The sequence below is a fragment of the Pseudomonas sp. LBUM1676 genome (assembly GCF_059695605.1).
In genome coordinates, this window is sequence record NZ_CP166777.1 from 1,114,882 (window position 1) to 1,137,786 (window position 22,905).

Here is a 22,905-nt window from a genome sequence, read left to right on the forward strand (position 1 = left end):
AATACCACCTGTGGTATCGAAAACTCAGCGCTGCGATACAGGATCGGCGGCCACCAGGGATGAACCCTCCACCGGATGGCATTGTGAAGCGCTACCTGGTTGCAGGTACGGCGTGAGGATCGGCGCCATGCCCTTGAGCACCTGCACCGGCAACGCCGAGGTGAACTTGAAGGCTTCGGCCGTGCGCCCGGGCACGAACGCGGTCATGGTGCCGAAGTGGGTATCGCCGATGAAGAACACGAAGGTCGCGGTACGGTTGATCGATTTCGAGCTGAGAATCCGCCCGCCCGAGCCGACGGCTTCGATGCGGTTGTCGCCGGTGCCGGTCTTGCCGCCCATGGCCAATGCTTTGCCATCGGGCGTAATGAAACTGCCGGCGACCCGTTTGGCCGTGCCGGCATCCACCACTTGCGACAAGGCTTCGCGCATGGCCCTGGCCACCTCGGACGGCATCACCCGTTTGCCGGCATCCGGATTACTGATCAATCTGGTTTCAAAGGGCGTGTTTGTCGCGAAGTGCAGGCTGTCGATACGCAGTGTCGGCATCCGTACCCCGTCGTTGAGAATGGTGCCGATCAGCTCGGCCAGCGCCGCCGGGCGATCGCCCGAGCTGCCGATGGCGGTCGCCAGCGATGGCACCAGGTGATCGAAGGGGTAGCCGACTTTTTGCCAGCGCTGGTGAATGTCGAGGAACGCCTCGATTTCCAGCATGGTGCGGATGCGACTGTCGCGGGCCCCCTTGTGCCGGCTTTTGAACAGCCAGCTGTAGACTTCCTGACGCTCGAACTGGCTGGCTTTGACGATCTGGCTGAACTTGGCGTCAGGGTTATTCAACAGGTAGCCAATCAGCCACAGATCCAGTGGGTGCACCTTGGCAATGAAACCCTGGTCCGGCAGGTCATAGGAGCCGGGGCCGTAATTCAGGTACAGCCGCTCCAGGCGTTCGTCGGTGAGTTTTTCAGTGAGCTTGGCGCCTTTGAGGTGCGAGCGCACGAAGGTGTTGAAGCTATCCTGGTCGGCCTGGGGAAACAGGTAACGATGCACGGCGGCCATGCGGATCGGGGTCGGGCGCATGCCGTCGAGAAAAGTCTCGAGCCGCGCCCGGGTGTCCTTGTTCTTGTACTTCTTCCAGAATTTGAGCAGGAACGAGGTGCCCTCGCGGTCGGCGAACGAGGCCAGGTATTCCTGACGTCGCGGGTCGTGATCATCCTTGAGCAATTCGGCACTGTTGCTGGGGCCTGAATACGTGGTGTAGCGCACCAGATCGCGCATCAGCCGTATAAATGGCAGGTTGATCGACTCACGCAGGGCATCGCGCAGCGTCGGCAGGCGGCCGTTATCCTCCTTGCGAAAGTTGACGAAGGTGTGCAGCCCGCCACCGGTGAAAAATGCTTCACCGGGGCTGGCCGAATATTTGCGATCCAGCGCCGCGCCCAGCATTGCTTGCAGGTTGCGGTCTATATTCTGGATCAGATAATCGACGGCCCAACGGCTCAGGCGATCCTGGTCCGGGACCTCGACTTTCTTCAGTTCAGCAATGGTCATCGTGGCGTATTTATCGTGCAGCTCGGCGATGATCTGCAGGTAGGTGGTGAGCACGCGCATTTTGGCGGTGGAGCCCAGTTCCAGCTTGCTGCCTTCGTTGATATCGAACGGTTGGTCGGTGCTGTCGGTCTGCACCCGCACCCGCGAGCCGTCCGGCGTCAGTTCGAACAGGGTGAAGCTGTAGCGCACCTGAGTGGTGCTGGTAGGGGTCAGCAGGCGTTCGCCGATCAAGCCGATCTGTGTCGCAAAGTCTGGATCGGCCAGGCGCTTGAGGTACTCGGTGGCTTGGGTTTGCAGCTCGCCTTGCAAAGTACTGGTCGCCGACAGGTCGAGGCGGTCGAGATCGTACAGCGGACGATTAAGCAACCCGGCCAGGCGACTGCGCGCCACACTGATGCCCTTGTTGGTTTCGATCGGCTGGATGGTGGGCTGGGTTGCCCAGTCGCGGTACGTCACTTTGCTCGCCAATGTCGCTGCGGCCAGGGGCGCATCGATCACGCCGTTCTGTGCCAGCAGGCGAACGTGACTGTCGGTGAGGCCGGCCAGTTCTTCATGGCCCCTGGTCAAATAATAGGAAGGGCGGCGCTGGGCAATCATCAATGACAGTATTTCACGCAGGGCCAGGCCTTTTTCCGCCATGCTTTTCGGATCTGTCGCCGCGCTGGTCAGTCGTTCGTTGGCCTCGTTGAAGTCGGCCCCATACCAGACGCGTAAGCCTTCGGCCATGCCATGCACTTCACCGTGCCCCGGTACGGCCGACAGCGGCACACTGTTGAGGTAATCGCGAATCACATTCTGCCGGGCGACAAGGGTATCGGGTCCGGTCTGATAGGCGCGTACGCTGGCGGAAATCATCTGGCGAATTTTTTCCGCGCCGGAGACGGTCAAGCCATCGGGCGAGTGTCGGTATTTCTCAAGCTGCGTCGCCAGGGTACTGCCACCCGCCGACTGACCCGGCAGGTGCAGAATTTTGGCGACCTGAGACCACGCCGCCATGCCGAACCGTGGCCAGTCCACCGCGGGGTTGGCCTGGGGCTGACGGGGATCAAGCAGGAAGCGATTTTCGATGAACAACAGACTGCTGACCACCACTGGCGGAATGGCCTCAAAGCTTGAATAAAGTTGTTGCGGGTATTTGTACTGGTAAAGCGGTGCAGCACGACAATCGGTGATCAACAACCCCGCCTGGATTTTCTCTGGATAGGGCACGAAAAAGCCCTTGTCGCTGTAGTTCATCAGCGCCTCGGAGAAGCGGGTTTGCGAGGCAACGACGTAGTCACGCTTGAGCAGCCGTGGCAGAAACTCATCCAGTGAGCTGTAGCCCAGGCGCAGATCGAAAGGCCCGGCGCCGGGGTAGTGAATGGCGTCGCTGGGGCCGGGTTGCATGTCATATTTCAGGGACGCGGCAAATTTGCTGACTTCGCGCGACTGAAATTTGGATGTGCGCATTTCCTTGGCGGCAGCCAGCCCCACGACGATCGCGATAATCAGCAACAACAACCAGAAGGCCCCCCAGCCGTGCCGGGAACGACCAGGTTTTTCAGGTAACGGCGCTTCATCCACTCGTTCAGTCGGAACCACGGTTTTACTCGAATCGGTTTGCCATAAAGCGCCCATAGTCGACTGATCCATCCCCACAGATTGATCGGACTTGCTTGAAGCTTAGACGGTGGATGGCGTTGGTGAAAAAATTGTTAATAACCAAAAGTCTAGTGCGCACTGCGACTGTGGCGAGGGAGCTTGCTCCCGCTGGGATGCGAAGCAGCCCCAATCGCGGTTTGTCTGAGAAAACTGGCTCTGGGGGGGTTGCGACTGCTGCGCAGCCGAGCGGGAGCAAGCTCCCTCGCCACAGAGGGGGCTGAAGGCTGTAAGTGTTGTGCTAGACACGTTGGAGTGGAATGCTGCGAGGATTTGGACATGACGATGCACCATTGTCGTGCAATACTCCGCGCCGATTTCGCGGCGAATAATCCTACACAAGCCAGGTAATGCCCCTCCGCTAACCGGGCTTTTCCCGAGAGTTCTTGCTGAATGTTGTGGTTTATAGAGTGAAAAACCCTATAAGAAGCTTTTTATACTGCACGCCCCGCTGATCTTGCAGGTTTTATCCCGCAAGACGGTACTGCCCACGAAGCAGGCCCGGTTCCAGGCAAGCAATGGCTTATCGGTCAGCGCTTCGACACTCGGTGGTCATATCCAATAACAAGACGAGGTTGTACCCCTATGCCAGTCGGCAATCACCTGCCTCACGGCGAGACCGCTCAGGGCGGCCCGCTTAAACGCGAACTCGGCGAACGGCATATTCGCTTGATGGCGCTCGGTGCCTGTATCGGCGTCGGCCTGTTCCTCGGATCGGCCAAGGCCATCGAAATGGCCGGCCCGGCCATCATGCTGTCCTACATCATCGGCGGTCTGGCGATCCTGGTGATCATGCGCGCCCTCGGCGAGATGGCCGTGCATAACCCGGTTGCCGGCTCCTTCAGCCGTTACGCCCAAGACTACCTTGGCCCCTTGGCGGGCTTCCTCACCGGCTGGAACTACTGGTTCCTGTGGCTGGTGACCTGCGTCGCGGAAATTACCGCGGTGGCGGTTTACATGGGCGTCTGGTTCCCCGAGGTGCCGCGCTGGATCTGGGCACTCGCTGCGTTGATCAGCATGGGCTCGATCAACCTGATCGCGGTCAAAGCCTTCGGTGAGTTTGAATTCTGGTTCGCCCTGATCAAGATCGTCACCATCATCGCGATGGTGATCGGCGGTGTCGGCGTGATCGCGTTCGGCTTCGGCAACGACGGCGTCGCCTTGGGGATTTCCAACCTCTGGGCCCATGGCGGTTTCATGCCCAACGGCGTGCAAGGCGTGTTGATGTCGCTGCAGATGGTGATGTTCGCCTACCTCGGCGTCGAGATGATCGGCCTGACCGCCGGTGAAGCGAAAAACCCGCAGAAGACCATTCCCAACGCGATCGGCTCGGTGTTCTGGCGGATCCTGCTGTTCTACGTCGGCGCGCTGTTCGTGATCCTGTCGATCTACCCGTGGAACGAAATCGGTACCCAGGGTAGCCCGTTCGTGATGACCTTCGAGCGTCTGGGCATCAAGACCGCCGCCGGTATCATCAACTTCGTGGTGATCACTGCTGCGCTGTCGTCGTGCAACGGTGGCATCTTCAGCACCGGGCGCATGCTCTACAGCCTGGCGCAGAACGGCCAGGCCCCGGCCGGTTTTGCCACGACCTCGAGCAATGGCGTGCCACGTCGCGCCTTGCTGCTGTCGATCGGTGCCTTGCTGCTGGGTGTGTTGCTCAACTACCTGGTACCTGAGAAGGTCTTCGTCTGGGTCACGGCGATTGCCACCTTCGGTGCGATCTGGACCTGGGTGATGATCCTGCTGGCACAGCTCAAGTTCCGCAAAGGTCTGAGCGCCAGCGAACGTGCCGGCCTGAAGTACAAGATGTGGCTGTACCCGGTCAGTTCGTATCTGGCGCTGGCGTTCCTGGTGCTGGTGGTCGGTCTGATGGCGTACTTTCCGGAAACCCGCGTGGCGCTCTATGTCGGCCCGGCATTCCTGGTGTTGCTGACGGTATTGTTCTACGTGTTCAAGCTGCAACCGACCAATGTGTCGCAGGGCGCGGTGCGTCCAGTTTCATAAAACGTCACGCTTGAAATGAAAAGCCCCGGCCATTTGGTCGGGGCTTTTTCATTTGGAAGAAGATCAACTCGCAGTTGTGATGGAGAACCACTGGTCTGGAAAGGCCATCAGGCCTGTGATTTCTGACAGTAGCCAGGCTCAAAGCTTTATGACGCGAAATGGAGGGGCACCATGAGGCGCTTGTGGAAAGGATTTTCCAGCTACACGGTGGTCGGGGTCGCCAATACGCTGATCCACTGGCAAATCTTCTTCCTGCTGAGTGAGGCGGCCGACTTCAGCCAGGCCCTGAGCAACCTGGCAGCCTTCTGTGTTGCCGCCTCTTTCTCCTTTTACATGAACGCGCTGTATACCTTTGATACCAAGGCCTCGTTCGGCGGTTATCTTCTATTCTTGGGAGCCATGGGGGCCTTGAGCCTGGGCGTCGGCCATGCCGGTGACGTGTGGCGGCTTCATGGTTTGCTGACAGTGGCCCTGTTTTCGGTCTTGAGCCTGGTGTTGGGCTTTTTGTTTTCCAAGTACGTGGTGTTTCGCGAGCGTGAGCAATGAAGATTTCGTTGATCGTCCCGGTATTCAATGAGGAACAGGCGATCGACCTGTTCTATCAAGCGGTGCGGCGTGAGTTGCAACTCGAACAGGTCGAGTTCGAGATCGTGTTCATCAACGATGGCAGTTCCGACCGCACGGCCGAGCAGATCAAGGCCCTGGCACAAGCCGATGAGCAGGTATTGCTGATCAACTTCTCGCGTAATTTCGGCAAGGAACCGGCACTGTTCGCCGGCCTGGAATATGCCAGCGGCGATGCGGTCATCCCCATGGACGTGGACCTGCAGGACCCGATCAGCGTCGTCCCGCGGTTGATTGAAGAGTGGCAAAAAGGCGCCGATGTGGTGCTGGCCAAACGACGCGATCGCACCGCCGACGGCTTCCTCAAACGCCTCAGTGCAGCGCTGTTCTACCAGGTGCTGAACCGCATTGCGTACACCCGGATCGAAGAAAACGTCGGTGATTTCCGCCTCATGGACCGCAAAGTGGTCGACGTGATTCGCGCACTTCCCGAGCATCAGTTGTTCATGAAAGGCGTGCTGTCGTGGGCCGGGTTCACCACGGTGGTCGTCGAGTACGCGCGCGCCGAGCGAGTGGCGGGGGCCAGCAAGTTCAATGGCTGGAAACTCTGGAACCTGGCGCTCGAAGGCGTGACTTCGTTCAGCACCGTACCGTTGCGGTTGTGGACCTATATCGGTGGTGGCATTTCGATCTTCGCGGTGCTGTACGCGGTGTACATGGTGCTGGACAAGATTTTCTTCGGCAACAGCGTTCCCGGTTACCCGTCGTTGATGACTGCGATTCTGTTTCTCGGCGGCGTACAGCTGATCGGCATCGGCATCCTCGGCGAGTACGTTGGCCGCATCTACATCGAAGCCAAGCATCGGCCGCGCTATGTGGTCAAGGATATCGTCGGCGGCAAAGACCGGCGCGGGCTTTAGCGTGGGCCGGCTCAAGCGACTGGTCAGCGAAGAACTTGGTAGTCGCCAGGTCTGGCGGTTTTTCCTGCTCGCGACCCTGGTGTACGTCCTGCCGTTGATCCTCGCCGACTATCCCTACATCGACGACAACTGGCGCTCGCTCTCGGCCGGTATGGCCTGGGCGGAGCAGGGGCGATTGTTTACCGAGCTGTTTTACAACCTGCTGACGTTCAGCGACGGCGCGCCGAACATATTTCCTTTGCCGCTGCTGATCGCCACGCTGGCCATGGCCGCGGCGTTGTCACGCCTGACATTTCATTACTATCGGCAGCCGACGCTGGGTTGTTGCCTGGTCCTGTTGCCGCTCTGGTACAACCCCTTCTTTCTACAAAACCTGTCGTATCAATACGACGGCCCCGCCATGACCTTGAGCCTGGTGGCGGTCATCTACGCCATCACTTTCCGTCACCCCTCGCGCAGTCTGCAGTGGCTGGTGCCGTCGTTTCTGGTGGCCCTGGCACTGGGGCTGTATCAGGTGAGCTTCAACGTGTTTCTCGGGCTGTGTTGCCTGGAGGCGCTCAGGGGCGCCAATGACAAAATGACGTGGCCGCAGTGGTGCGGTTTGATTGGCTGGAAAATGGCCCAGGCGGTCCTCGGCTGCCTGATTTACGCTGTCAGTGCTTATCCGTTTACCCAGCACAATCGCACTTCGCTACTGAACTGGACGGCGGAGCCGCTGCTGCAACTGCACATCAACATCGGCCGGGTGCTGGAAAAAGTCGTGCTGCTGTTTCACGGTGGATTTGCCTGGGTGTTCGGCGGGTTGTTGCTGTGTGCCGTGGCCGGCGCGATTCGTCTGGGGCTCAACGTCGCCGCAGGTCGGGACAGCGCAGTGAAGAAGACGTTGATCGGCCTGCTCTGTGTGCTGACAGTGCCGCTGGTGATACTGCTGGTGTCGGGGATGGCCCTGTTTTTCCGGGATTTCAATGAGGGTGCAAGGACGCTGATGGGGTTCGCCGTCCTGCTTCTGTTGTTGTTCTACTTGAGCCACCTGGCGTTGGCCCGAATCCACGAGCGACTGCCGTTGCTGCTGGTGATTCCGCTGGTGGCGATGCTGTCTCTGGCGTATGCCTATGGTCGGGTGCTGACGGTGCAGAAAGTCTTCGCCACCAACGCGGTATCCAGCATGGCGTACGACATTACATCCCGTAGAGAGCTGCGCGAAGCCAAGCGTATTTACCTGTCGGTGACCTATTCCGATCACTGGCTGGTGGGCGCCGCGGGCTCGTTCAAGCAGATGCCGGTGTTGCACTATCTGCTCAACATCGACTTTCTGGTGATGGCCGAAAACCTGCCGAAGCTGGGCATCACCAATGTGGTGGCGGAGAGGGAGCGACGTAACGCGACCCGGGTCGGTTATCGAGGTTACCCGCCGTTGTTGGAAAACCAGTACTACCGAATTTATCTGCTGGGCGACTACGGGTTTATCGTCATGAAAGAACCGGCCCCGATCAAGGTGCTGCATTGGTGACGGCGTGGATCAGATGCCGGTCAGGCATTCTGCGCCTGGAGAAATATCGAAAACAGCTCGGATTGGGACTTGATCCCCAGCTTGCTGTACATGTGTTTCTTATGCACTTTCACGGTTTCCACAGAGATCTCCAGCTTGCGGGCGATTTCTTTACTGGAGCAGCCGCTGAGCATCAAGCGCCCGACATCCAGCTCCCGAGCGGTCAATTGCGCCCCCTTGAGTTGCTGCACTGAAGCTTCCAGTTGGACCCGCCAGTCGCCCTGGATCGGTGCTGGCGCGAGGGCCACGACTTCGTTGATTTCGTAGGGCAGGCGCTGGCGCAACAAACCGAGCACCCACGGCTGGATCAACGATAGCAGGGCGATCTGCTCGCCACTGAACCGCTGCTTGCTGCCCAGTGACAGGCACAACGTGCGGTCGCCTTCGAGCTGGCAATTGAACTGGATCTCATCGGCGACCACGTTCAGACGAAAATAGCGCTGGTAGTACTCGGTCAGCTCGAAGTGCTCCGGCGCCACTTCCGACAGGCGATAGAGCCCGGTACGCGACTGCTCGCGGCAGGCGATGTAGAACGGGTCGAGCAAATAAAGCCCGCGCAGGTAATCCTGGAACAACTGGTCGGGACTGCCATCCGCGCCGGGGCACTCGGCGAACACTTGCGGGTGCCGGTCGGCGCTGAAAAGCAGTGCCACCCAGCTGTCGAAGGGCACGTATTGATCCAGCAAGCGTACAAGCTGCGTCCAGAAATTGGGCTTGTCGAGGGCGTCGATCAGTTGCCCGACCGAACGGTGCCAGGCGATGTCGTCTAACGAGAGCGTCATGCATCTACCCCTATCGGGTTACCCCGGCGGCGTGATTTTCCGGCCGGTGGTTTGCTGCGCATACTGGCGCACAGACAACGACCGGGCAATCTTTCTGCCAGCCCGGCACCGATAACAAGGAATACCCATGAAAGTCGAACTTGCCCAATTGGCGGGCCGTGACAACGATACGGCTTACAACCTCGAACGTGCACTGGCGGCGATTGCCGCCTGCGCCGACGATACGCAGCTGATCATGTTTCCCGAAAGCCACCTGATGGGCTTCCCATCGGCCGAGACGGTGGCAGCGATCGCCGAACCCCTGAACGGCCCGACCGTCAGCGCGATTATCGCCGCGGCGCGTGAACACGAGATCGCCGTGGTGATCGGCATGGCCGAGAACGACAACGGCCGCTTCTTCAACACCACGTTGCTGATCACCCCGCAAGGCATCGCGCTGAAATACCGCAAGACCCATCTGTGGGCGTCGGACCGCGGCGTGTTCGAGGCCGGCGACCGTTATGCCACCTGCGAGTGGAACGGCGTACGGGTCGGCCTGCTGATCTGCTACGACATCGAATTCCCCGAAACCGCCCGCGCCCTGGCGCAACTGGGTGCCGAACTGCTGATCGTGACCAACGGCAACATGGACCCTTACGGCCCGACCCACCGCACCGCCATCATGGCCCGCGCCCAGGAAAACCAGGCGTTTGCGCTGATGGTCAACCGGGTGGAGGAGGGCGATGGCGGGTTGCTGTTTGCCGGTGGCAGTGCGCTGGTGGATCCGCTGGGCACGCTGCTGTTCGAGGCCGGGCGGGAAGAAGGGCGGTTTGCGGTGGAGCTGGATTTGAATCGGCTGACGGCGGCGCGGCAGGATTATCGTTACCTGGATGATCAGCGGCTGAAGTTGCCGGGGGAGAGGGTTGAGCATGCTTCGGGAGTGCGGGAGTTGCTGATTCCTTCGAGTTGATCCGGGGTTTGCATTGCCTTCACCGGCCCCTTCGCGAGCAGACTCGCTCCCACATTTTTGATTGGTGTTCAGGCGGCTGGTTTTGTTTGGCGTATCGGTAATTCGACGCGAAACGTTGTGCCCACCCCAACCTCGGTATGCACCGAAATCTCCCCCCGGTGTTTCTTCACGATGCCATACGACAGCGACAACCCAAGCCCCGTCCCCTGGCCCACCGGTTTGGTGGTGAAGAACGGGTCGAAGATTTTCTGCAGACTCTGCGGCGCGATACCTGAGCCGGTGTCTTCAACTTCGATCCACACCCTTTCAACCCCGAGCCCGGTGCGCAGGGTCAAGGTGCCGCGTTCCGGGCCGATGGCCTGGGACGCATTGACGATCAGGTTCATGATCACCTGGTTGATTTGTGAAGGCAGGCATTCGATGTCGGGCAGTTCCTGATACTCCTTCACCACATCGGCCTTGTACTTGAGTTCATTGGCGACAATGTTCAGGGTCGATTCGATGCCCTGTTGCAGGTTGACCCACTGCCATTCCAGGTTGGAGTCCACGCGAGAGAAGTCCTTGAGGTCCTTGACGATCTGCCCGACCCGACTGATACCGTCCTTGGATTCCTTGATCAACAGCGGAATGTCGTCGCGCAGGAACTCCAGTTCGACCCGTTCGCGCAGTTGTCGCAAACCTTCGACAAGCCGGCTGGAGCCGATCGCCTCTTCCGCTTCCCGGTAGGCATCGAGCATTTCCTGCAGTTGCTTGAAGTAGCCATCGAGGGTGCCGAGGTTGGAGGAAATGAAGCCGATGGGGTTGTTGATCTCATGGGCGACGCCCGCTGCGAGTTGCCCCAGGGAGGCGAGTTTTTCCGATTGCACCAGTTGCGATTCAAGCTGTTTGCGTTCGTCGATTTCCCGCTGCACCAAATGCTCCAGATGGTTCATCTGCAGACAGGCCCGTTCGGTCATGTCCCATTTGGTCAGCAGGGTGTTGGCCATCTGCTGCACTTCAATATTGTCGAACGGCTTTTTCAGGATCAGCAGCCGGTCATGGGCCTGCAGTCGATCGAGCAGTTCATCCCAGGAATAGTCGGAATAGGCGGTACACACCACTACTTGCAGGCGCGGGTCTGCCTGCCACAGCTGTTCGATGGTCTGCGCGCCGTCCCAACCCTCGGGCATGCGCATGTCGACGAAAGCCAGGGCGTAGGGACGGTTTTCCTGCAGCGCCCATTTGAGTTTGCCCAGCCCCTCCTGTCCGCCGTACGCCGAGTCCAGCTCGAACCGCACGCGGGTGGACTTCACCTCACTGCCGAACAGCGTCGCCTCCATCTCGTCCAGTGCGACGGTCTGCAGCGGCGTCGGCATGAGGATCTTGCGAAAATCCACATGAATCGAGGGCGTATCGTCGATCAGCAGGATATGCCGGTTGGAAAGCTCGCTCATGCAGGCTCCGGGACGGCCTTGAGCGGGATCTGCAAGGTGAACAGCGCCCCCTTGCCCGGGCCGTCACTGTGGGCGGTGAGGTGGCCGTTCATCTCGATGGCCGCCAGGGCACAGCTGTGCAGGCCGAAGCCGTGGCCTTCCTTGCGCGTGGTGAAGCCGTGGGCAAAGATCCGTGTCATGTTCTCTTCGGCAATGCCTTCACCGTCGTCCTTGACACTGACTTGCAGGACGGAGTCATCGACTATTTTCACCCCGAGGGTCATTTGCCGTGGGCGATTGCCGAGATCGGACATGGCGTACTTGGCGTTGCTGATCAGGTTGATCAGGATCAGCAGCAGCCGATGCTTGTCGCCCATGACCTGCGGCACTTCGCTGTACTCCTTGATCACAGTCACCTGATGCCGGGTCAGGGCGCCGGAATTCATGCGCAGGGCGTCTTCGAGCAACTCGCTGATGTACAGCGGTTCCATCAGGTTGTTGGCACCCGCATAGGATTGCTGGGTGGCGACGATGTCCTTGATGTGGTCGACACTTTTGCACAGCTGCGCCAGTTCCTCGGTCATGCCTTGTTGTTCCAGGGCAATCGCCTCCACCAGTTGATTCAGGTACCCGGGCAGCAACTTGCCTTTCTCGTCCTGGGTGAGAAAGGTGCCGAGGTCGCCTGGATGCTCGTTGATCAGCTGCATGGCCTTGCCCAGGCCCTGGGTCTTGCTGGCGCGCAGTTTGCGGGTGACCAGGTCGGCGGAAATGTTCACGCTGTTGAGCACGTTGCCGACGTTGTGCAAGACATTGGTGGCGATCTCGGCCATGCCGGCCTGGCGTGCGGTGTCGAGCAGTTCGCTCTGGGTGTCCTTGAGTTCACGGGTGCGCTCTTCCACGCGCAATTCAAGGTCGTCGTTGGCGGTTTGCAGGGCTTTGTTGACGCGATGGATCACCGTGAAACTGCGCATCAGGTGAATCGCCAGGTACACCAGCAACAGCACCAGCAGGACTGAAAACACCAACATGTAGAAGTGATAGCGCTGGTCGACCGCATCGGCCCGTTGCTGATCCTTGTTCAGCAGCCCGATGATGTCGTCCAGGCGTTCGGCCACGGGAATGGCTTCGATGTTGTGCAGCAACCGATTGACCACCGGTTGTTCGCGCAGGATCAGTGAAATGTGGCTGCTTAGAATATCGATCGGACTGTGGAACTGTTCAGGTAGACGCTCTTTGTTCACCGCCAGTTTGCTCAGCCCGAGCAGAATGTCGGCCGCCTTGTCGTCGGAGGTGACCTGGGCGAATTCCAGGCTGCTGAGCAACAAGTCATAGGTGTCGGTGGCGATGTTCTGCAGCTGCAACTTGTCGCCGTCCACCAACTGAGCCAGCTGTTCCTGAATGTCGTCCTCGGCGGTGGGCAGGAACGCCAGTGAGTTGCGCAGCACCGCGTTGTGCGATTTGAACTGCTCCACCAGGCGGGTCTTTTCGTGGATGGCGCTGAGGTAGGCCTCATGGCTGGTGCGCCAGATGGGGGAGTCATTGCGGCCATGGTTCGATTCCATGGTGTCGAACCGCTGCCAAAGTTGCGTGATTTCGGTCAAGGGTGTGACCAGCGGATCGTAGTTGTGACTGATGGCGATCCTGGCCTTGAGGATTTCGGTTTCCCACTGGGCGTTCAGTCGTTTGATCCGGCCGATCAGGTCCCGGGATTCGGCGTAAATCGTGGTCTGGTTCGAGTTGGATTTGATGTACAGGAACAACAGTGTCGACGCGAGCATCACGGCGACGATGCCCAGCAACGCCAGGTTGCGCCGGTGAGAAATTCTCATAAGGGTTTGCCTTCCCATTCACCGGTCAGGGTCTTGAGGAATTTGATGATCAGGACTTTGTCCTCGGTGGAAGGAATGCGCCCGAGCTGGAACTTGAACATCACGTCCACCGCTTCTTCGAGGGTTTTGGCCGAGCCGTCGTGAAAGTACGGCGCGGTCACGGCGACGTTGCGCAGGCTCGGCACCTTGAACACGTTGCGGTCCTCTTCATCCCGGGTCACCAGATAACGTCCCAGATCGGATTCGACAGGCTGACCCCGAACCTGGAAGTAATCACCCATCACCCCGAACTTCTGGAACATGTTGCCGCCGATGTTCACCCCTTGATGACAGGCGATGCAGCCGTATTCCTTGAAGCGCTGGTAACCGTATTTCTCCTCCCGGGTGAGAATCGCGGTATCTCCCAGCAGGTATTGGTCGAAGCGTGAGTTGCTGCTGATCAGCGTGCGTTCGTAGGTGGCCAGGGCGTTTTGCACATTGTTCAGGGTCACGCCGTCGGGGTAGGCGTTGGCGAACGAGGCCCGATAAGCCGGGTCGACGGACAGCGTCTTCACCACGTGTACCCAGTTGCTGCCCATCTCGCTGGGGCTCTGCACCACTTCGTGGATCTGCGCTTCCAGGGTGTCGGCCCGACCATTCCAGAATTGCAGAAAGTTCAGGCTGGCGTTGAACACGCTGGGGGTGTTGACCCCTACCGGAACACCGGCGAAACCGATGGAAAATGCCTTGTTGTCGGCGCCGCCTTTGTCCAGCTGATGGCAGCTGGAACAGGCTAAAGAACCGTTGACCGACAGCCGCGGTTCGTTGAACAACTGGCGACCGAGCTCGACCCGCAGCGGATTCTGTTGGGGCACTGCCGGCAGAGGCTTGAGCGGTTCGTCCAGCGGCACGGCACCGATGCTCAGGCAAATCCCGAACAACGGCAGCAGGAGCAGGCGGTGAAAGGAGAGCGACATCTGATGATTCCTTGGCCGATGGCCTGAGTGTCGTGGTGCTTCGTTCACGTGGCGGCGGGTGAGGACAGTTTCACCGACCGCAGGTACCGGACGAAGGCCTCCGGCTCCACAGCCTTGCTGAAGTAGTAACCCTGGCCTTCCTCACATTGATGGGCCTTGAGGAAATCCAGCTGCTCGAGGGTTTCCACGCCTTCGGCAATGATGGTCAGCTTGAGGCTGCGGCCCAGGCTGATGATGGCGCTGACCAGGGCGGCGTCGTTGCTGTCGCTGCCCAGGCTGCGAATGAATGACTGGTCGATTTTCAACACATCGATGGGAAAGCGCCGCAAGTAGCTCAGGCTGGAATAACCGGTGCCGAAGTCATCGATGGCCAGTCGCACCCCCAGGGCCTTGATCCGGTTCAGGGCTGTGACGGTGGCATCGATGTTTTGCATCAACACGCCTTCGGTGATTTCCAGTTCCAGCAAGGCCGGCTCCATACCGGTTTCCCTGAGAACCTGCTCGATGCCATCGACAAAATCCCGTTGGCGGAAATCGATGGCCGACACGTTCACCGACATGCAGATCTTCGGCAGCCCGGCTGCTTGCCACGCGCAGGCCTGGCGGCAGGCCTGGGCCAGCACCCATTTGCTCAACGGGACGATCAGGCCGCTGTCTTCGGCCACGGCGATAAAGTCCGAAGGGTAGACGCAGCCATTCCCCGGTTTGTGCCAGCGGATCAAGGCCTCGGCGCCGACCACCTGACCGCTGTTCAGGTCCAGCTTGGGTTGGTAATGCAGGACAAATTCGTTGCGTTCCAGCGCCAGGCGAATGCCGGTCTCGATGCTTTGCTGATCCCGGGCGCGCTGGTTCATTTCGTCGATGAAAAAACTGAAATCGTTGGGGCCGCTTTCCTTGACGTTGCGCATCGCGGTTTCGGCTTTCTTGATCAGCGAGATGGCGTCGAAGCCGTCATCGGGGTAAACGCTGATGCCCAGGCTCGCCGTCACGCTCAGGTCGTGGCCGGCAATGTGCTGGGGTGCACGGATGGCCTTCAGGAGTTTTTCGGCGATGCCCTTGGTTTGTTGGGGATGGCGGATATCGGCGAGGATCACCACGAATTCGTCGGAACCGTAGCGAAACACCGAGTCGGATTCGCGCACCGAGGCCAACAGATTGCGCCCGACCTCTTTGAGCATGGCGTCACCGGCCGGATGGCCCAGGGCATTGTTGATGCGCTTGAAGCGGTCGAGCCCGAGAAACATCACCGCCAGTTGCTTGTCATGGCGCCGGGACAGGGCCAGCGACTGGTTCAAGCGGTCACCCAGCAAGGTGCTGTTGGGCAGCTCGGTCAGGACGTCGTACTGCAACAGATGCGACACCTTGAGCAGTTCGTGAACCCGGGCCTCGATGGTTTGTTCCAGGCTCAGGACTTTCATCGCCGCGTCCTGGGTCATCTGCCACTTCCAGGTCAGGGCACTGGCCATCTGCCGGATTTCCAGGCTGTCGAAGGGCTTTTTCAGCACCAGCAACTGGTCGCCGAATTCCAGGCGTTCAGCCATGTCTTCCCAGCTGTAATCGGAATAGGCGGTGCACAGCGCGATTTGCAGGTGCGGGTCGGCATTCCACAGTTGTTCGATGGTTTCCAGGCCGTCCCAGCCCGGTGGCATGCGCATGTCGATGAAGGCCATGGCATAAGGTCGACCTTCGGCCAGTGCACAGCGCACCAGTTCGAGGGCTTCCTGACCCTGATAGGCCGAGTCGAGCTGGAACGTCAGTCGATCGAGCTGCAGCGTGCCGAACAGGGCTTCTTCGGTGCTGGCGAGGGTGTGTTCACCTTCGGGCTCAGGACCCAGGATCTTGCGAAAATCCTCATGGATCGAGGGTGTGTCATCGATGATCAGGATGCGCCGGTTGGTCCGCACGAAAGGGGTTTTCATCCCTTGTCCTCCGCAGAGCGTTGCGGGTTGTCCCGAACGGGTCCGCTGTCGTGGTTCGGCGGGACGATGCTGCCGGCCTTCAGCAGTTCGGCGGCCTGCTGGCTGCTGACGGCTTTGCTGAAGTAATAACCCTGGGCGTTCATTGGCGAGCCGGTGGCCATCAGCGAGCTGCGCTGTTCCTGGGTTTCGACGCCCTCGGCAATGATGCCGATCCCGACCTCCCGGGCGAAGTTGATGATGGCGCGCAAGGTGTTCGCGCTGGCCGGGTCGCGGGCGGCGGTGTCGATGAAGGCCTGGGCGAGTTTCAGGTGATTGACCTGGTAGGTCTTGAGGTAGTCGAACGATGAATATTCGGTGCCGAAGTCGTCGATGGCGATCTTTACCCCCAGCTCGCGCAGGCGTGGCAATACATCGTTGTGGGTCCATTTGGTCTGGGCCAGCGTCGCTTCGGTGACGTCGAAGCGCAGGTCCCAGGGGCACAGTTCCCAGCGTGCGGTGGTGCGCAGCACGTCATAGATCAGCTCGGGCCCGCTCTTGAGTTGGGCCAGGGACAGCTTGATCGCAATCACCGGGGGCGCCATGCCTGCGTCGCGCCACTGGCGCATTTGCCGGCAGGCGCGGTCCAGCACCCAGTGACCGAGGGCGACGATGGTGCCGGTTTTTTCCGCGGCGGGCAGAAACGCCGAGCCTTCCAGCAGCCCGCGCTCGGGGTGGTGCCAGCTGACCTGCGCTTCCATGCCGAGGATCTTGCCGCTGCTCAAGTCCACTTCCGGCCAGTAATGCAGCTCGAGTTCCTCGTGCTCGATGGCTTCGCGCAAGTCGCTGGCGATGGCCATGCGTTCGACCACTTCCTGATTGATCTCCTCGGAGTGGAAGTGATACTGGTTGCGGCCCTTTTCCTTGGAGCGATACAGCGCCATGTCGGCCTGGGTCAGCAGGCCGTCGGCGCTGGTGCAGGCCGCGCTGTAGGTGCTGATGCCGATACTGACCGAGACCCGTACATCATTGCCGGCCAGGGCGTAGGGCAGCACCAGCGCATCGCGGACCTTGGCGGCCAGGGCGGCGGAGTGGGTAGGGTCACTGACGTCCAGCTGCAAGATCGCGAACTCGTCACCGCCCAGGCGCGCGACCACGTCGTTTTCCCGCACACAGGCCTTGATCCGGCGGGCGACCTCTTGCAGCAACAGGTCGCCCACCGGGTGACCCAGGGTATCGTTGATGCGCTTGAAGTGATCCAGGTCCAGGTAAAACATGGCAAAGGTGGCCGCGCCCCGTCGCGCGGCGGCGAACGCCTGGTGCAGCCGCTCGATCAACGTCGCGCGGTTGGCCAGGGCTGTCAGCCCGTCGGTGCGGGCCAGCAGGGCGATTTTCTCCTCGGCCACTTTACGTTCGGTGATGTCGATGATGATGCCTTCGACTTCCAGCAGGCGGCCTTCATCGTCGCGCACCGGGATGTAGCGGTTTTCCACCCAGCGCCAGGCGCCATTGGCGGTGCGCATCCTGAACTCGATGGAAGCGCCCGCCGCATGGCGGTCGAGCACCCGGGCCATGGCGGTGTCGACCTTCGATTGATCGTCGGGATGGATCAGTTCCTGGGCCCAGTTGGCCGAGGCCACCAGGTTTGCTGCGAGGTGACCGTACTTGGTGATGTTGTGGGAGATGTACATCAGCGGAAACGACGGTTCGCCCCGCAGCCGGTACAGGATGGTCGGGCTGTTCTGCACAATGATGTTGGCATCCGACAACTCCCGGGTGCGCTCCTCGACCGCTTGCTCCAGCAGCGACATCTTCAGCGCCGCGTCTTCGGTCATCTGCCACTTGGCGGTCAGCGCGCTGGCCATCTGGCGGATTTCGATGGCATCGAAGGGTTTTTTCAGAATCAGCAAGCGATCGCCCAGCTCCAGGCGCTCGTCGATGTCTTCCCAGGAATAGTCGGAATAGGCGGTGCAAAGCGCCACTTGCAGCTTGGGATCGACCTGCCACAGCCGTTCGATGGTCTCCAGTCCGTCCCAGCCCGGTGGCATGCGCATGTCGATAAAGGCCATCGCGTAGGGCAGGTCGTTGGCCAGTGCGGTCTCGACCTTGTCCAGTGCTTCGAGGCCCTGGAAGGCCGAATCGAGCACGAAACTTTGCAGTGACATCGCCGCAGACGTTCCGAACAGCGCATATTCGGCGCTGGTCAGGTTATCGTCTTCGAACGAGGGTGGACTGAGAATCTTGGCGAAATCCGCATGAATCGAGGCGGTATCGTCGACGATCAGAATCCGCCGGTTGGTCCGCACCAGCAGCGTGTTCATCGACATATGCCGGGACCGGCAGCGGTTTGGTGGGGTGTGCTCATAGGGGGCATCCTTTCCCTGATCACCTGGCCGAACGTACAGATTATGGATCCGAGTCAGCTGAGCATAGTCCTCCGTCCGGGACTTCGCGCGACTGAATGTCCGGAATGATTTCGCGGGACACGCTGAATATCATCTAGCCTGAAGGACAGGCTCCGACAATAGGGGATGTTTGTCCGGATCCTGACCGCGATACCGCCGTTTCACCTGAGGTGACGCCATGGAAGAGCAACTCCCCACGACTTTGACCGATAAACCCAAAGTGCTGCTGGTCGATGATGAGGAGTCGATCCTCAACAGCCTGCGTCGCCTGCTGCGCGGCCAACCCTACGACGTGTTGCTGGCGACCAGCGGTGCCCAGGCCCTGGAAATCATGGCGCAACAGCCCATCGCCCTGGTGATGAGCGATGCGCGCATGCCCAATATGGACGGCGCCACGTTGTTGGCCCACATCCATCAGCGCTACCCCGACACCATCCGGATCATGCTCACGGGGTATGCTGATCCGTCGGCCATTATCAAAGCCATCAACGAAGGGCAGATCCATCGTTACATCAGCAAGCCCTGGCACGATGAGGAAATGCTGCTGACGTTGCGCCAATCACTCGCCTACCGGCATTCCGAGCGTGAACGCTTGCGGCTGGTGCAGGAGACGTGGGATCAGAACGAGCAATTGAAGCTGCTCAATGCCACCCTGGAGAAAAACGTCGCCTCCCGTACTGCCGAATTGCAGCAGACCGCCGACATGCTCGACCTGGCCTACGAGGAACTCAAGCACAGCTACGTCACCGGCACCGAGGTCTTCTCCTTGCTGGCCAACCTGCGCTTGCCGCCGGCCAAACAGACCAACCGCCAGATCATCGAGCTGGTGCGGGTCTACTGCCAACGGCATGGCCTGGATGAGGGCACCGGTCGCGACCTGACCATGGCCGCGGCGCTCTACAACATTGGCAAGCTGAGCTGGACCGACAACATGATGACCGCACCGGCGGATCTGCTGCATCACAATGATCGGGAGCGCTATCGCGGTTATCCGAAGCAGAGCGAGTCGCTGTTGATGACCCTCGATCCGATGAAGGATGCGGCGCGTCTGATTCTTCACCATCAGGAGCGCTGGGATGGCAACGGCTTTCCCGACCGGCTCAAGGGCGAGGCGATTCCGTTCGGGTCACGGCTGCTGAAACTGGCGGTGGATTTCATCGAGTTGCAGCGTGGGCTGATTCTTGAGCGGCAGATGAACAGTGATGAAGCGCTGGTCTATATCCGCAACTATGCCGGGCGGCTCTATGATCCCGGGATGGTGGAGGATTTCATTCAGGTGTGTGCGGCGTACTTGAGCGATGTCTCGCTGGCCGATCCTGCGGTCAAGGTGCTGACCACGCGGGAAGTGGCGGCGGGCATGATCCTGGCGCGCAACCTCAATGCCGACAATGGCATGCTGCTGCTCAATGCCGGCAAGGTGTTGAGCGGGGCGCTGGTGGAAAAGCTGATCGCCTTCGAAGCGATGGAGGGGGCGAAGTACAGCATCTTTGTGACAATCCCGGAGGATGTGCATGGCGCGCTTCTCGAGTCGGGTGAGGCTTTCCAGGCTCAACACTGACCCCTGTGGGAGCGAGCTTGCTCGCGATGGTCTCAAGGGCGACGCTTTTCTTCAGAAACAACGCATTATCGTTAACGTCCATCGCGAGCAAGCTCGCTCCCACAGGGGGCGGTTGGGCTGTGCAGATTTTTTTTCGGCGTGACGACGTCTCGATATACATGTGATCCTTGCGCCTTTGCATTCAAGGCCATTATTGATCCATGACACCTGCATCCGCCGCTTCACCCGACATCATCCGCATCGCCGCCGCCCTGTTGATCGGCCCGGACGGTCGCACGCTACTGGTCCGCAAACGCGGAACCGAAGCCTTCATGCAACCTGGGGGCAAGATCGATGCCCATGAGCAACCTGTCGATGCCCTGGCCCGTGAACTGGATGAAGAGCTGGGACTGCTCATCGATCCGGCGCAGGCTACTTACCTGGGGCAATTCTCGGCACCGGCCGCCAACGAACCGGGTTTTGTCGTCCAGGCCGAGCTCTTTCAGCTGACCATCGATTCAGACGTGTCCCCGGCGGCGGAGATCGAAGAGGTGCGCTGGATCGACCCGGCCACCGATGGCAATCTCTTCCTGGCGCCATTGACACGGGACCTGATCTTGCCGTTTTATCGAGCCTCGCTGACCGCAATCGCCTGATCATTCACGCCAAGGACCTGCCATGATCCCGCTTCAAGACTTGCTGATCTTCGCCGCCGCCGCGTTGCTGATGGTACTGACGCCGGGGCCGAACATGATTTACCTGATCTCCCGTTCGATCTGCCAGGGGCGCAAGGCCGGAGTAACGTCGTTGCTCGGCGTGGTCGCGGGGTTCTTCGTGCACCTGTTCGCGGCGGCGGCCGGTTTGACCGCGGTGTTCCTGGCGGTGCCGATGGCCTATGAAGTGCTGAAGTGGGCCGGCGCGCTGTACCTGATGTGGCTGGCCTGGCAGGCGGTCAAGCCGGGTGCGCGTTCACCCTTCGAAGCGCAGCAATTGCCGCCGGACTCGACGCGCAAACTGATGACCATGGGCTTTCTGACCAGTGCCTTGAACCCGAAGATCGCCGTGTTCTATCTGTCGGTGTTCCCTCAGTTCATCACCCCTGAGCATGGCTCGGTGTTTACCCAGAGCATCATCCTCGGCCTGACCCAGATCAGCGTCAGTTTCTGCGTCAATCTGTTGATCGCCGTTTTTGCGGCGGGCATTGCGTCGTGGTTCGTCAACAACCCGTCCTGGCTGTCAGTGCAGCGCTACTTCATGGGGTTTGTACTGTCGGGACTGGCAGTGCGGCTGATGCTTGAGCAACGACGGACAGCCTGAACATGTGGATCGAGCGGCTGGATGCCAGTCATGCCCTTGACTATCGGGCACTGATGCTCGAAGCCTATGACCTGCATCCCCAGGCGTTTACCTCCAGCGTACGCGAGCGCGCCGTGATGCCGCTGAGCTGGTGGGAATCGCGCCTGACCAGCAAACTCGACGTGCTGTTCGGCGCGTTCGAAGAGGGCGCGCTGGCGGGCATCGTCGGCCTGGCCTTCGAGCCACGGGAGAAAGCCCGGCACAAGGCGATAGTGTTTGGCATGTACGTGTCCGGCAAATTCCGGCAGCGCGGGCTGGGTTACACGCTGATGCAGGCAGCGTTGGCTGACGCACAGGACCGTCAGGGCCTGAAGCTGGTCCAGCTGACCGTGACCGCCGGCAACGAAGCGGCGATCAACCTCTACGAGCGCTGCGGCTTCATCCAGTTCGGCCTCGAGCCGATGGCGGTACGGGTAGGCGAGGAGTACTTCGACAAGCTCCATATGTGGCGAGAAATCTGATACCACCACAATCCCCTGTAGGAGCGAACTTGCTCGCGATGGACGTTAACGAAGACGGGGGCTGCCTGGATTAACGCGGCGCCCTCACGTCCATCGCGAGCAAGCTCGCTCCTACAGGGGGTCAACGAACCGCGCTGACGCCATCGAGGGTCGAGAACGACGTGTCCTTGGCCGTCAGCAGGAAATCGCGCATGTACGGCGCATCCAGCATATCGGCGCGAATCCCCGCATACAGGGTCGCGAACAAACCCTTTTCCCCCAGCCGCTTGGCCTTCACATAACCCCGTGAACTGTACTCATGCAGCGCCCAATGTGGCATGCCGCACACCCCGCGGCCGCTGGCCACGAGTTGCATCATCATCACCGTCAGTTCCGAGGTGCGGACCTGGGCCGGTTCGATGTCGGCCGGTTCCAGGAAGCGGGTGAAGATGTCCAGCCGATCACGCTCCACCGGGTAGGTGATCAAGGTTTCCGTGAGCAAATCTTCCGGGACGATATAGGCCTTGCCGGCCAGGCGGTGCTGATTGGCCACCGCGAGCATCGCTTCGTAAGTGAACAGCGGCACATAGGTAATCCCGGCCAGTTCCAGCGGGTCGGAGGTCACCACCAGGTCCAGGTCGCCTCGGGCCAGGGCTGGCAGTGGGGCGAAGGAGAAGCCCGAGGCCAGGTCCAGTTCGACTTCCGGCCAGGCATCGCGGAACTGGTCGATGGTCGGCATCAACCACTGAAAGCAGCTGTGGCATTCGATCGCCATGTGCAAACGCCCGGCGGTGCCACCGGCCAGCCGCGCGATGTCCCGTTCGGCGCCACGCAGCAGCGGCAGGGTGGCGTCGGCCAGCTGCAGCAGGCGCAAGCCGGCGCTGGTGAAGCGCACCGGTTTGGTCTTGCGTACGAATAGCGGCATACCCATGCGCTCCTCCAGCTCCTTGAACTGGTGGGACAGGGCCGACTGGGTCAGGTGCAGGCGGTCGGCCGCATCCACCAGGCTATCGGCTTCGCGCAAGGCGTGCAGGGTCTTCAGGTGACGGATTTCAAGCACCGGGGGCTCCATGAGGAAAACTTGTGATCAACACGAAAAGGTTGAGTTTGTCTCATGTTGG

At 60.2% G+C, this 22,905-nt stretch carries 17 protein-coding genes; 9 read left to right on the top strand and 8 right to left on the bottom strand.

The window, feature by feature from the left end:
- Positions 1-24: 24 nt before the first annotated feature.
- On the bottom strand, positions 25-3,162 hold the full coding sequence (locus ACA041_RS05100; protein ID WP_497440150.1) for a transglycosylase domain-containing protein: 3,138 nt from the start codon (positions 3,160-3,162) through the stop codon (positions 25-27).
- Between the two features lie 606 nt (positions 3,163-3,768).
- Between ACA041_RS05100 and ACA041_RS05105 the strand changes: the two genes are divergently transcribed.
- The 4 genes from ACA041_RS05105 (at position 3,769) to ACA041_RS05120 (ending at position 8,184) form a co-directional block, all read left to right on the top strand.
- Positions 3,769-5,190, top strand: a complete 1,422-nt coding sequence (locus ACA041_RS05105) for an amino acid permease (RefSeq protein WP_497440151.1) — start codon at positions 3,769-3,771, stop codon at positions 5,188-5,190.
- A gap of 171 nt (positions 5,191-5,361) precedes the next feature.
- A complete protein-coding gene (locus ACA041_RS05110) occupies positions 5,362-5,736 on the top strand; it encodes a GtrA family protein (RefSeq protein WP_497440152.1) in 375 nt (124 codons plus the stop codon).
- A complete protein-coding gene (locus ACA041_RS05115; RefSeq protein WP_497440153.1) occupies positions 5,733-6,674 on the top strand; it encodes a glycosyltransferase family 2 protein in 942 nt (313 codons plus the stop codon). The genes ACA041_RS05110 and ACA041_RS05115 overlap by 4 nt, the downstream gene beginning before the upstream one ends.
- Positions 6,628-8,184: a glucosyltransferase domain-containing protein gene (locus ACA041_RS05120; protein WP_497440154.1), complete on the top strand. Its 1,557-nt coding sequence runs from the start codon at positions 6,628-6,630 to the stop codon at positions 8,182-8,184. Before ACA041_RS05115 ends, ACA041_RS05120 begins: the two co-directional genes overlap by 47 nt.
- A 20-nt stretch (positions 8,185-8,204) precedes the next feature.
- Here ACA041_RS05120 and ACA041_RS05125 read toward each other — a convergent pair whose 3' ends face one another.
- Positions 8,205-9,005, bottom strand: a complete 801-nt coding sequence (locus ACA041_RS05125) for a helix-turn-helix transcriptional regulator (RefSeq protein WP_497440155.1) — start codon at positions 9,003-9,005, stop codon at positions 8,205-8,207.
- A 127-nt stretch (positions 9,006-9,132) separates the two neighbouring features.
- On the opposite strand from ACA041_RS05125, the gene ACA041_RS05130 reads away from it, so the two are divergent.
- Complete coding sequence (locus ACA041_RS05130) at positions 9,133-9,954, top strand: carbon-nitrogen hydrolase family protein (protein WP_497440156.1); 822 nt, start codon at positions 9,133-9,135, stop codon at positions 9,952-9,954.
- A gap of 68 nt (positions 9,955-10,022) precedes the next feature.
- Here the strand turns inward: ACA041_RS05130 and ACA041_RS05135 are convergent, their stop codons facing one another.
- From ACA041_RS05135 to ACA041_RS05155, 5 genes are read right to left on the bottom strand one after another with little or no spacing between them, the layout of a single operon-like run.
- Complete coding sequence (locus tag ACA041_RS05135) at positions 10,023-11,387, bottom strand: ATP-binding protein (RefSeq protein WP_497440157.1); 1,365 nt, start codon at positions 11,385-11,387, stop codon at positions 10,023-10,025.
- The gene (locus ACA041_RS05140) at positions 11,384-13,195 is read right to left on the bottom strand and encodes a DAHL domain-containing sensor histidine kinase (protein WP_497440158.1); all 1,812 of its coding nucleotides are present in this window, start codon (positions 13,193-13,195) and stop codon (positions 11,384-11,386) included. The genes ACA041_RS05135 and ACA041_RS05140 overlap by 4 nt, the downstream gene beginning before the upstream one ends.
- Complete coding sequence (locus tag ACA041_RS05145; RefSeq protein WP_497440159.1) at positions 13,192-14,151, bottom strand: cytochrome-c peroxidase; 960 nt, start codon at positions 14,149-14,151, stop codon at positions 13,192-13,194. The genes ACA041_RS05140 and ACA041_RS05145 overlap by 4 nt, the downstream gene beginning before the upstream one ends.
- A 44-nt stretch (positions 14,152-14,195) precedes the next feature.
- The gene (locus tag ACA041_RS05150) at positions 14,196-16,070 is read right to left on the bottom strand and encodes a putative bifunctional diguanylate cyclase/phosphodiesterase (protein WP_497440160.1); all 1,875 of its coding nucleotides are present in this window, start codon (positions 16,068-16,070) and stop codon (positions 14,196-14,198) included.
- Positions 16,067-18,373: an EAL domain-containing protein gene (locus ACA041_RS05155; protein WP_497440161.1), complete on the bottom strand. Its 2,307-nt coding sequence runs from the start codon at positions 18,371-18,373 to the stop codon at positions 16,067-16,069. The genes ACA041_RS05150 and ACA041_RS05155 overlap by 4 nt, the downstream gene beginning before the upstream one ends.
- A 256-nt stretch (positions 18,374-18,629) precedes the next feature.
- Between ACA041_RS05155 and nosR the strand changes: the two genes are divergently transcribed.
- From nosR to ACA041_RS05175, 4 genes are all read left to right on the top strand, one after another.
- Entirely contained in the window at positions 18,630-20,009 is a 1,380-nt protein-coding gene (gene nosR / locus ACA041_RS05160; RefSeq protein WP_497440162.1) for a response regulator c-di-GMP phosphodiesterase, NosR family, read from the top strand.
- A gap of 200 nt (positions 20,010-20,209) precedes the next feature.
- Positions 20,210-20,644, top strand: a complete 435-nt coding sequence (locus ACA041_RS05165) for an NUDIX hydrolase (RefSeq protein WP_497440163.1) — start codon at positions 20,210-20,212, stop codon at positions 20,642-20,644.
- Between the two features lie 22 nt (positions 20,645-20,666).
- Complete coding sequence (locus ACA041_RS05170) at positions 20,667-21,305, top strand: LysE family translocator (protein ID WP_497440164.1); 639 nt, start codon at positions 20,667-20,669, stop codon at positions 21,303-21,305.
- Positions 21,306-21,307: 2 nt separating this feature from the next.
- On the top strand, positions 21,308-21,805 hold the full coding sequence (locus ACA041_RS05175; protein WP_497440165.1) for a GNAT family N-acetyltransferase: 498 nt from the start codon (positions 21,308-21,310) through the stop codon (positions 21,803-21,805).
- 121 nt (positions 21,806-21,926) lie between these two features.
- On the opposite strand, the gene metR is transcribed toward ACA041_RS05175, so the two are convergent.
- On the bottom strand, positions 21,927-22,844 hold the full coding sequence (gene metR, locus ACA041_RS05180; RefSeq protein ID WP_138968990.1) for a transcriptional regulator MetR: 918 nt from the start codon (positions 22,842-22,844) through the stop codon (positions 21,927-21,929).
- Between the last annotated feature and the right edge of the window lie 61 nt (positions 22,845-22,905).

Coding starts and splice junctions, on each gene's coding strand:
- ACA041_RS05120 (WP_497440154.1), top strand. CDS start 6,628: ATGTGGTCAAGGATATCGTCGGCGGCAAAGACCGGCGCGGGCTTTAGC.
- ACA041_RS05130 (WP_497440156.1), top strand. CDS start 9,133: ATGAAAGTCGAACTTGCCCAATTGGCGGGCCGTGACAACGATACGGCT.
- ACA041_RS05170 (WP_497440164.1), top strand. CDS start 20,667: ATGATCCCGCTTCAAGACTTGCTGATCTTCGCCGCCGCCGCGTTGCTG.
- ACA041_RS05155 (WP_497440161.1), bottom strand. CDS start 18,373: ATGTCGATGAACACGCTGCTGGTGCGGACCAACCGGCGGATTCTGATC.
- ACA041_RS05100 (WP_497440150.1), bottom strand. CDS start 3,162: ATGGGCGCTTTATGGCAAACCGATTCGAGTAAAACCGTGGTTCCGACT.
- ACA041_RS05140 (WP_497440158.1), bottom strand. CDS start 13,195: ATGAGAATTTCTCACCGGCGCAACCTGGCGTTGCTGGGCATCGTCGCC.
- ACA041_RS05110 (WP_497440152.1), top strand. CDS start 5,362: ATGAGGCGCTTGTGGAAAGGATTTTCCAGCTACACGGTGGTCGGGGTC.
- ACA041_RS05150 (WP_497440160.1), bottom strand. CDS start 16,070: ATGAAAACCCCTTTCGTGCGGACCAACCGGCGCATCCTGATCATCGAT.
- ACA041_RS05105 (WP_497440151.1), top strand. CDS start 3,769: ATGCCAGTCGGCAATCACCTGCCTCACGGCGAGACCGCTCAGGGCGGC.
- ACA041_RS05125 (WP_497440155.1), bottom strand. CDS start 9,005: ATGACGCTCTCGTTAGACGACATCGCCTGGCACCGTTCGGTCGGGCAA.
- ACA041_RS05115 (WP_497440153.1), top strand. CDS start 5,733: ATGAAGATTTCGTTGATCGTCCCGGTATTCAATGAGGAACAGGCGATC.
- ACA041_RS05135 (WP_497440157.1), bottom strand. CDS start 11,387: ATGAGCGAGCTTTCCAACCGGCATATCCTGCTGATCGACGATACGCCC.
- ACA041_RS05145 (WP_497440159.1), bottom strand. CDS start 14,151: ATGTCGCTCTCCTTTCACCGCCTGCTCCTGCTGCCGTTGTTCGGGATT.
- ACA041_RS05165 (WP_497440163.1), top strand. CDS start 20,210: ATGACACCTGCATCCGCCGCTTCACCCGACATCATCCGCATCGCCGCC.
- ACA041_RS05175 (WP_497440165.1), top strand. CDS start 21,308: ATGTGGATCGAGCGGCTGGATGCCAGTCATGCCCTTGACTATCGGGCA.
- nosR (WP_497440162.1), top strand. CDS start 18,630: ATGGAAGAGCAACTCCCCACGACTTTGACCGATAAACCCAAAGTGCTG.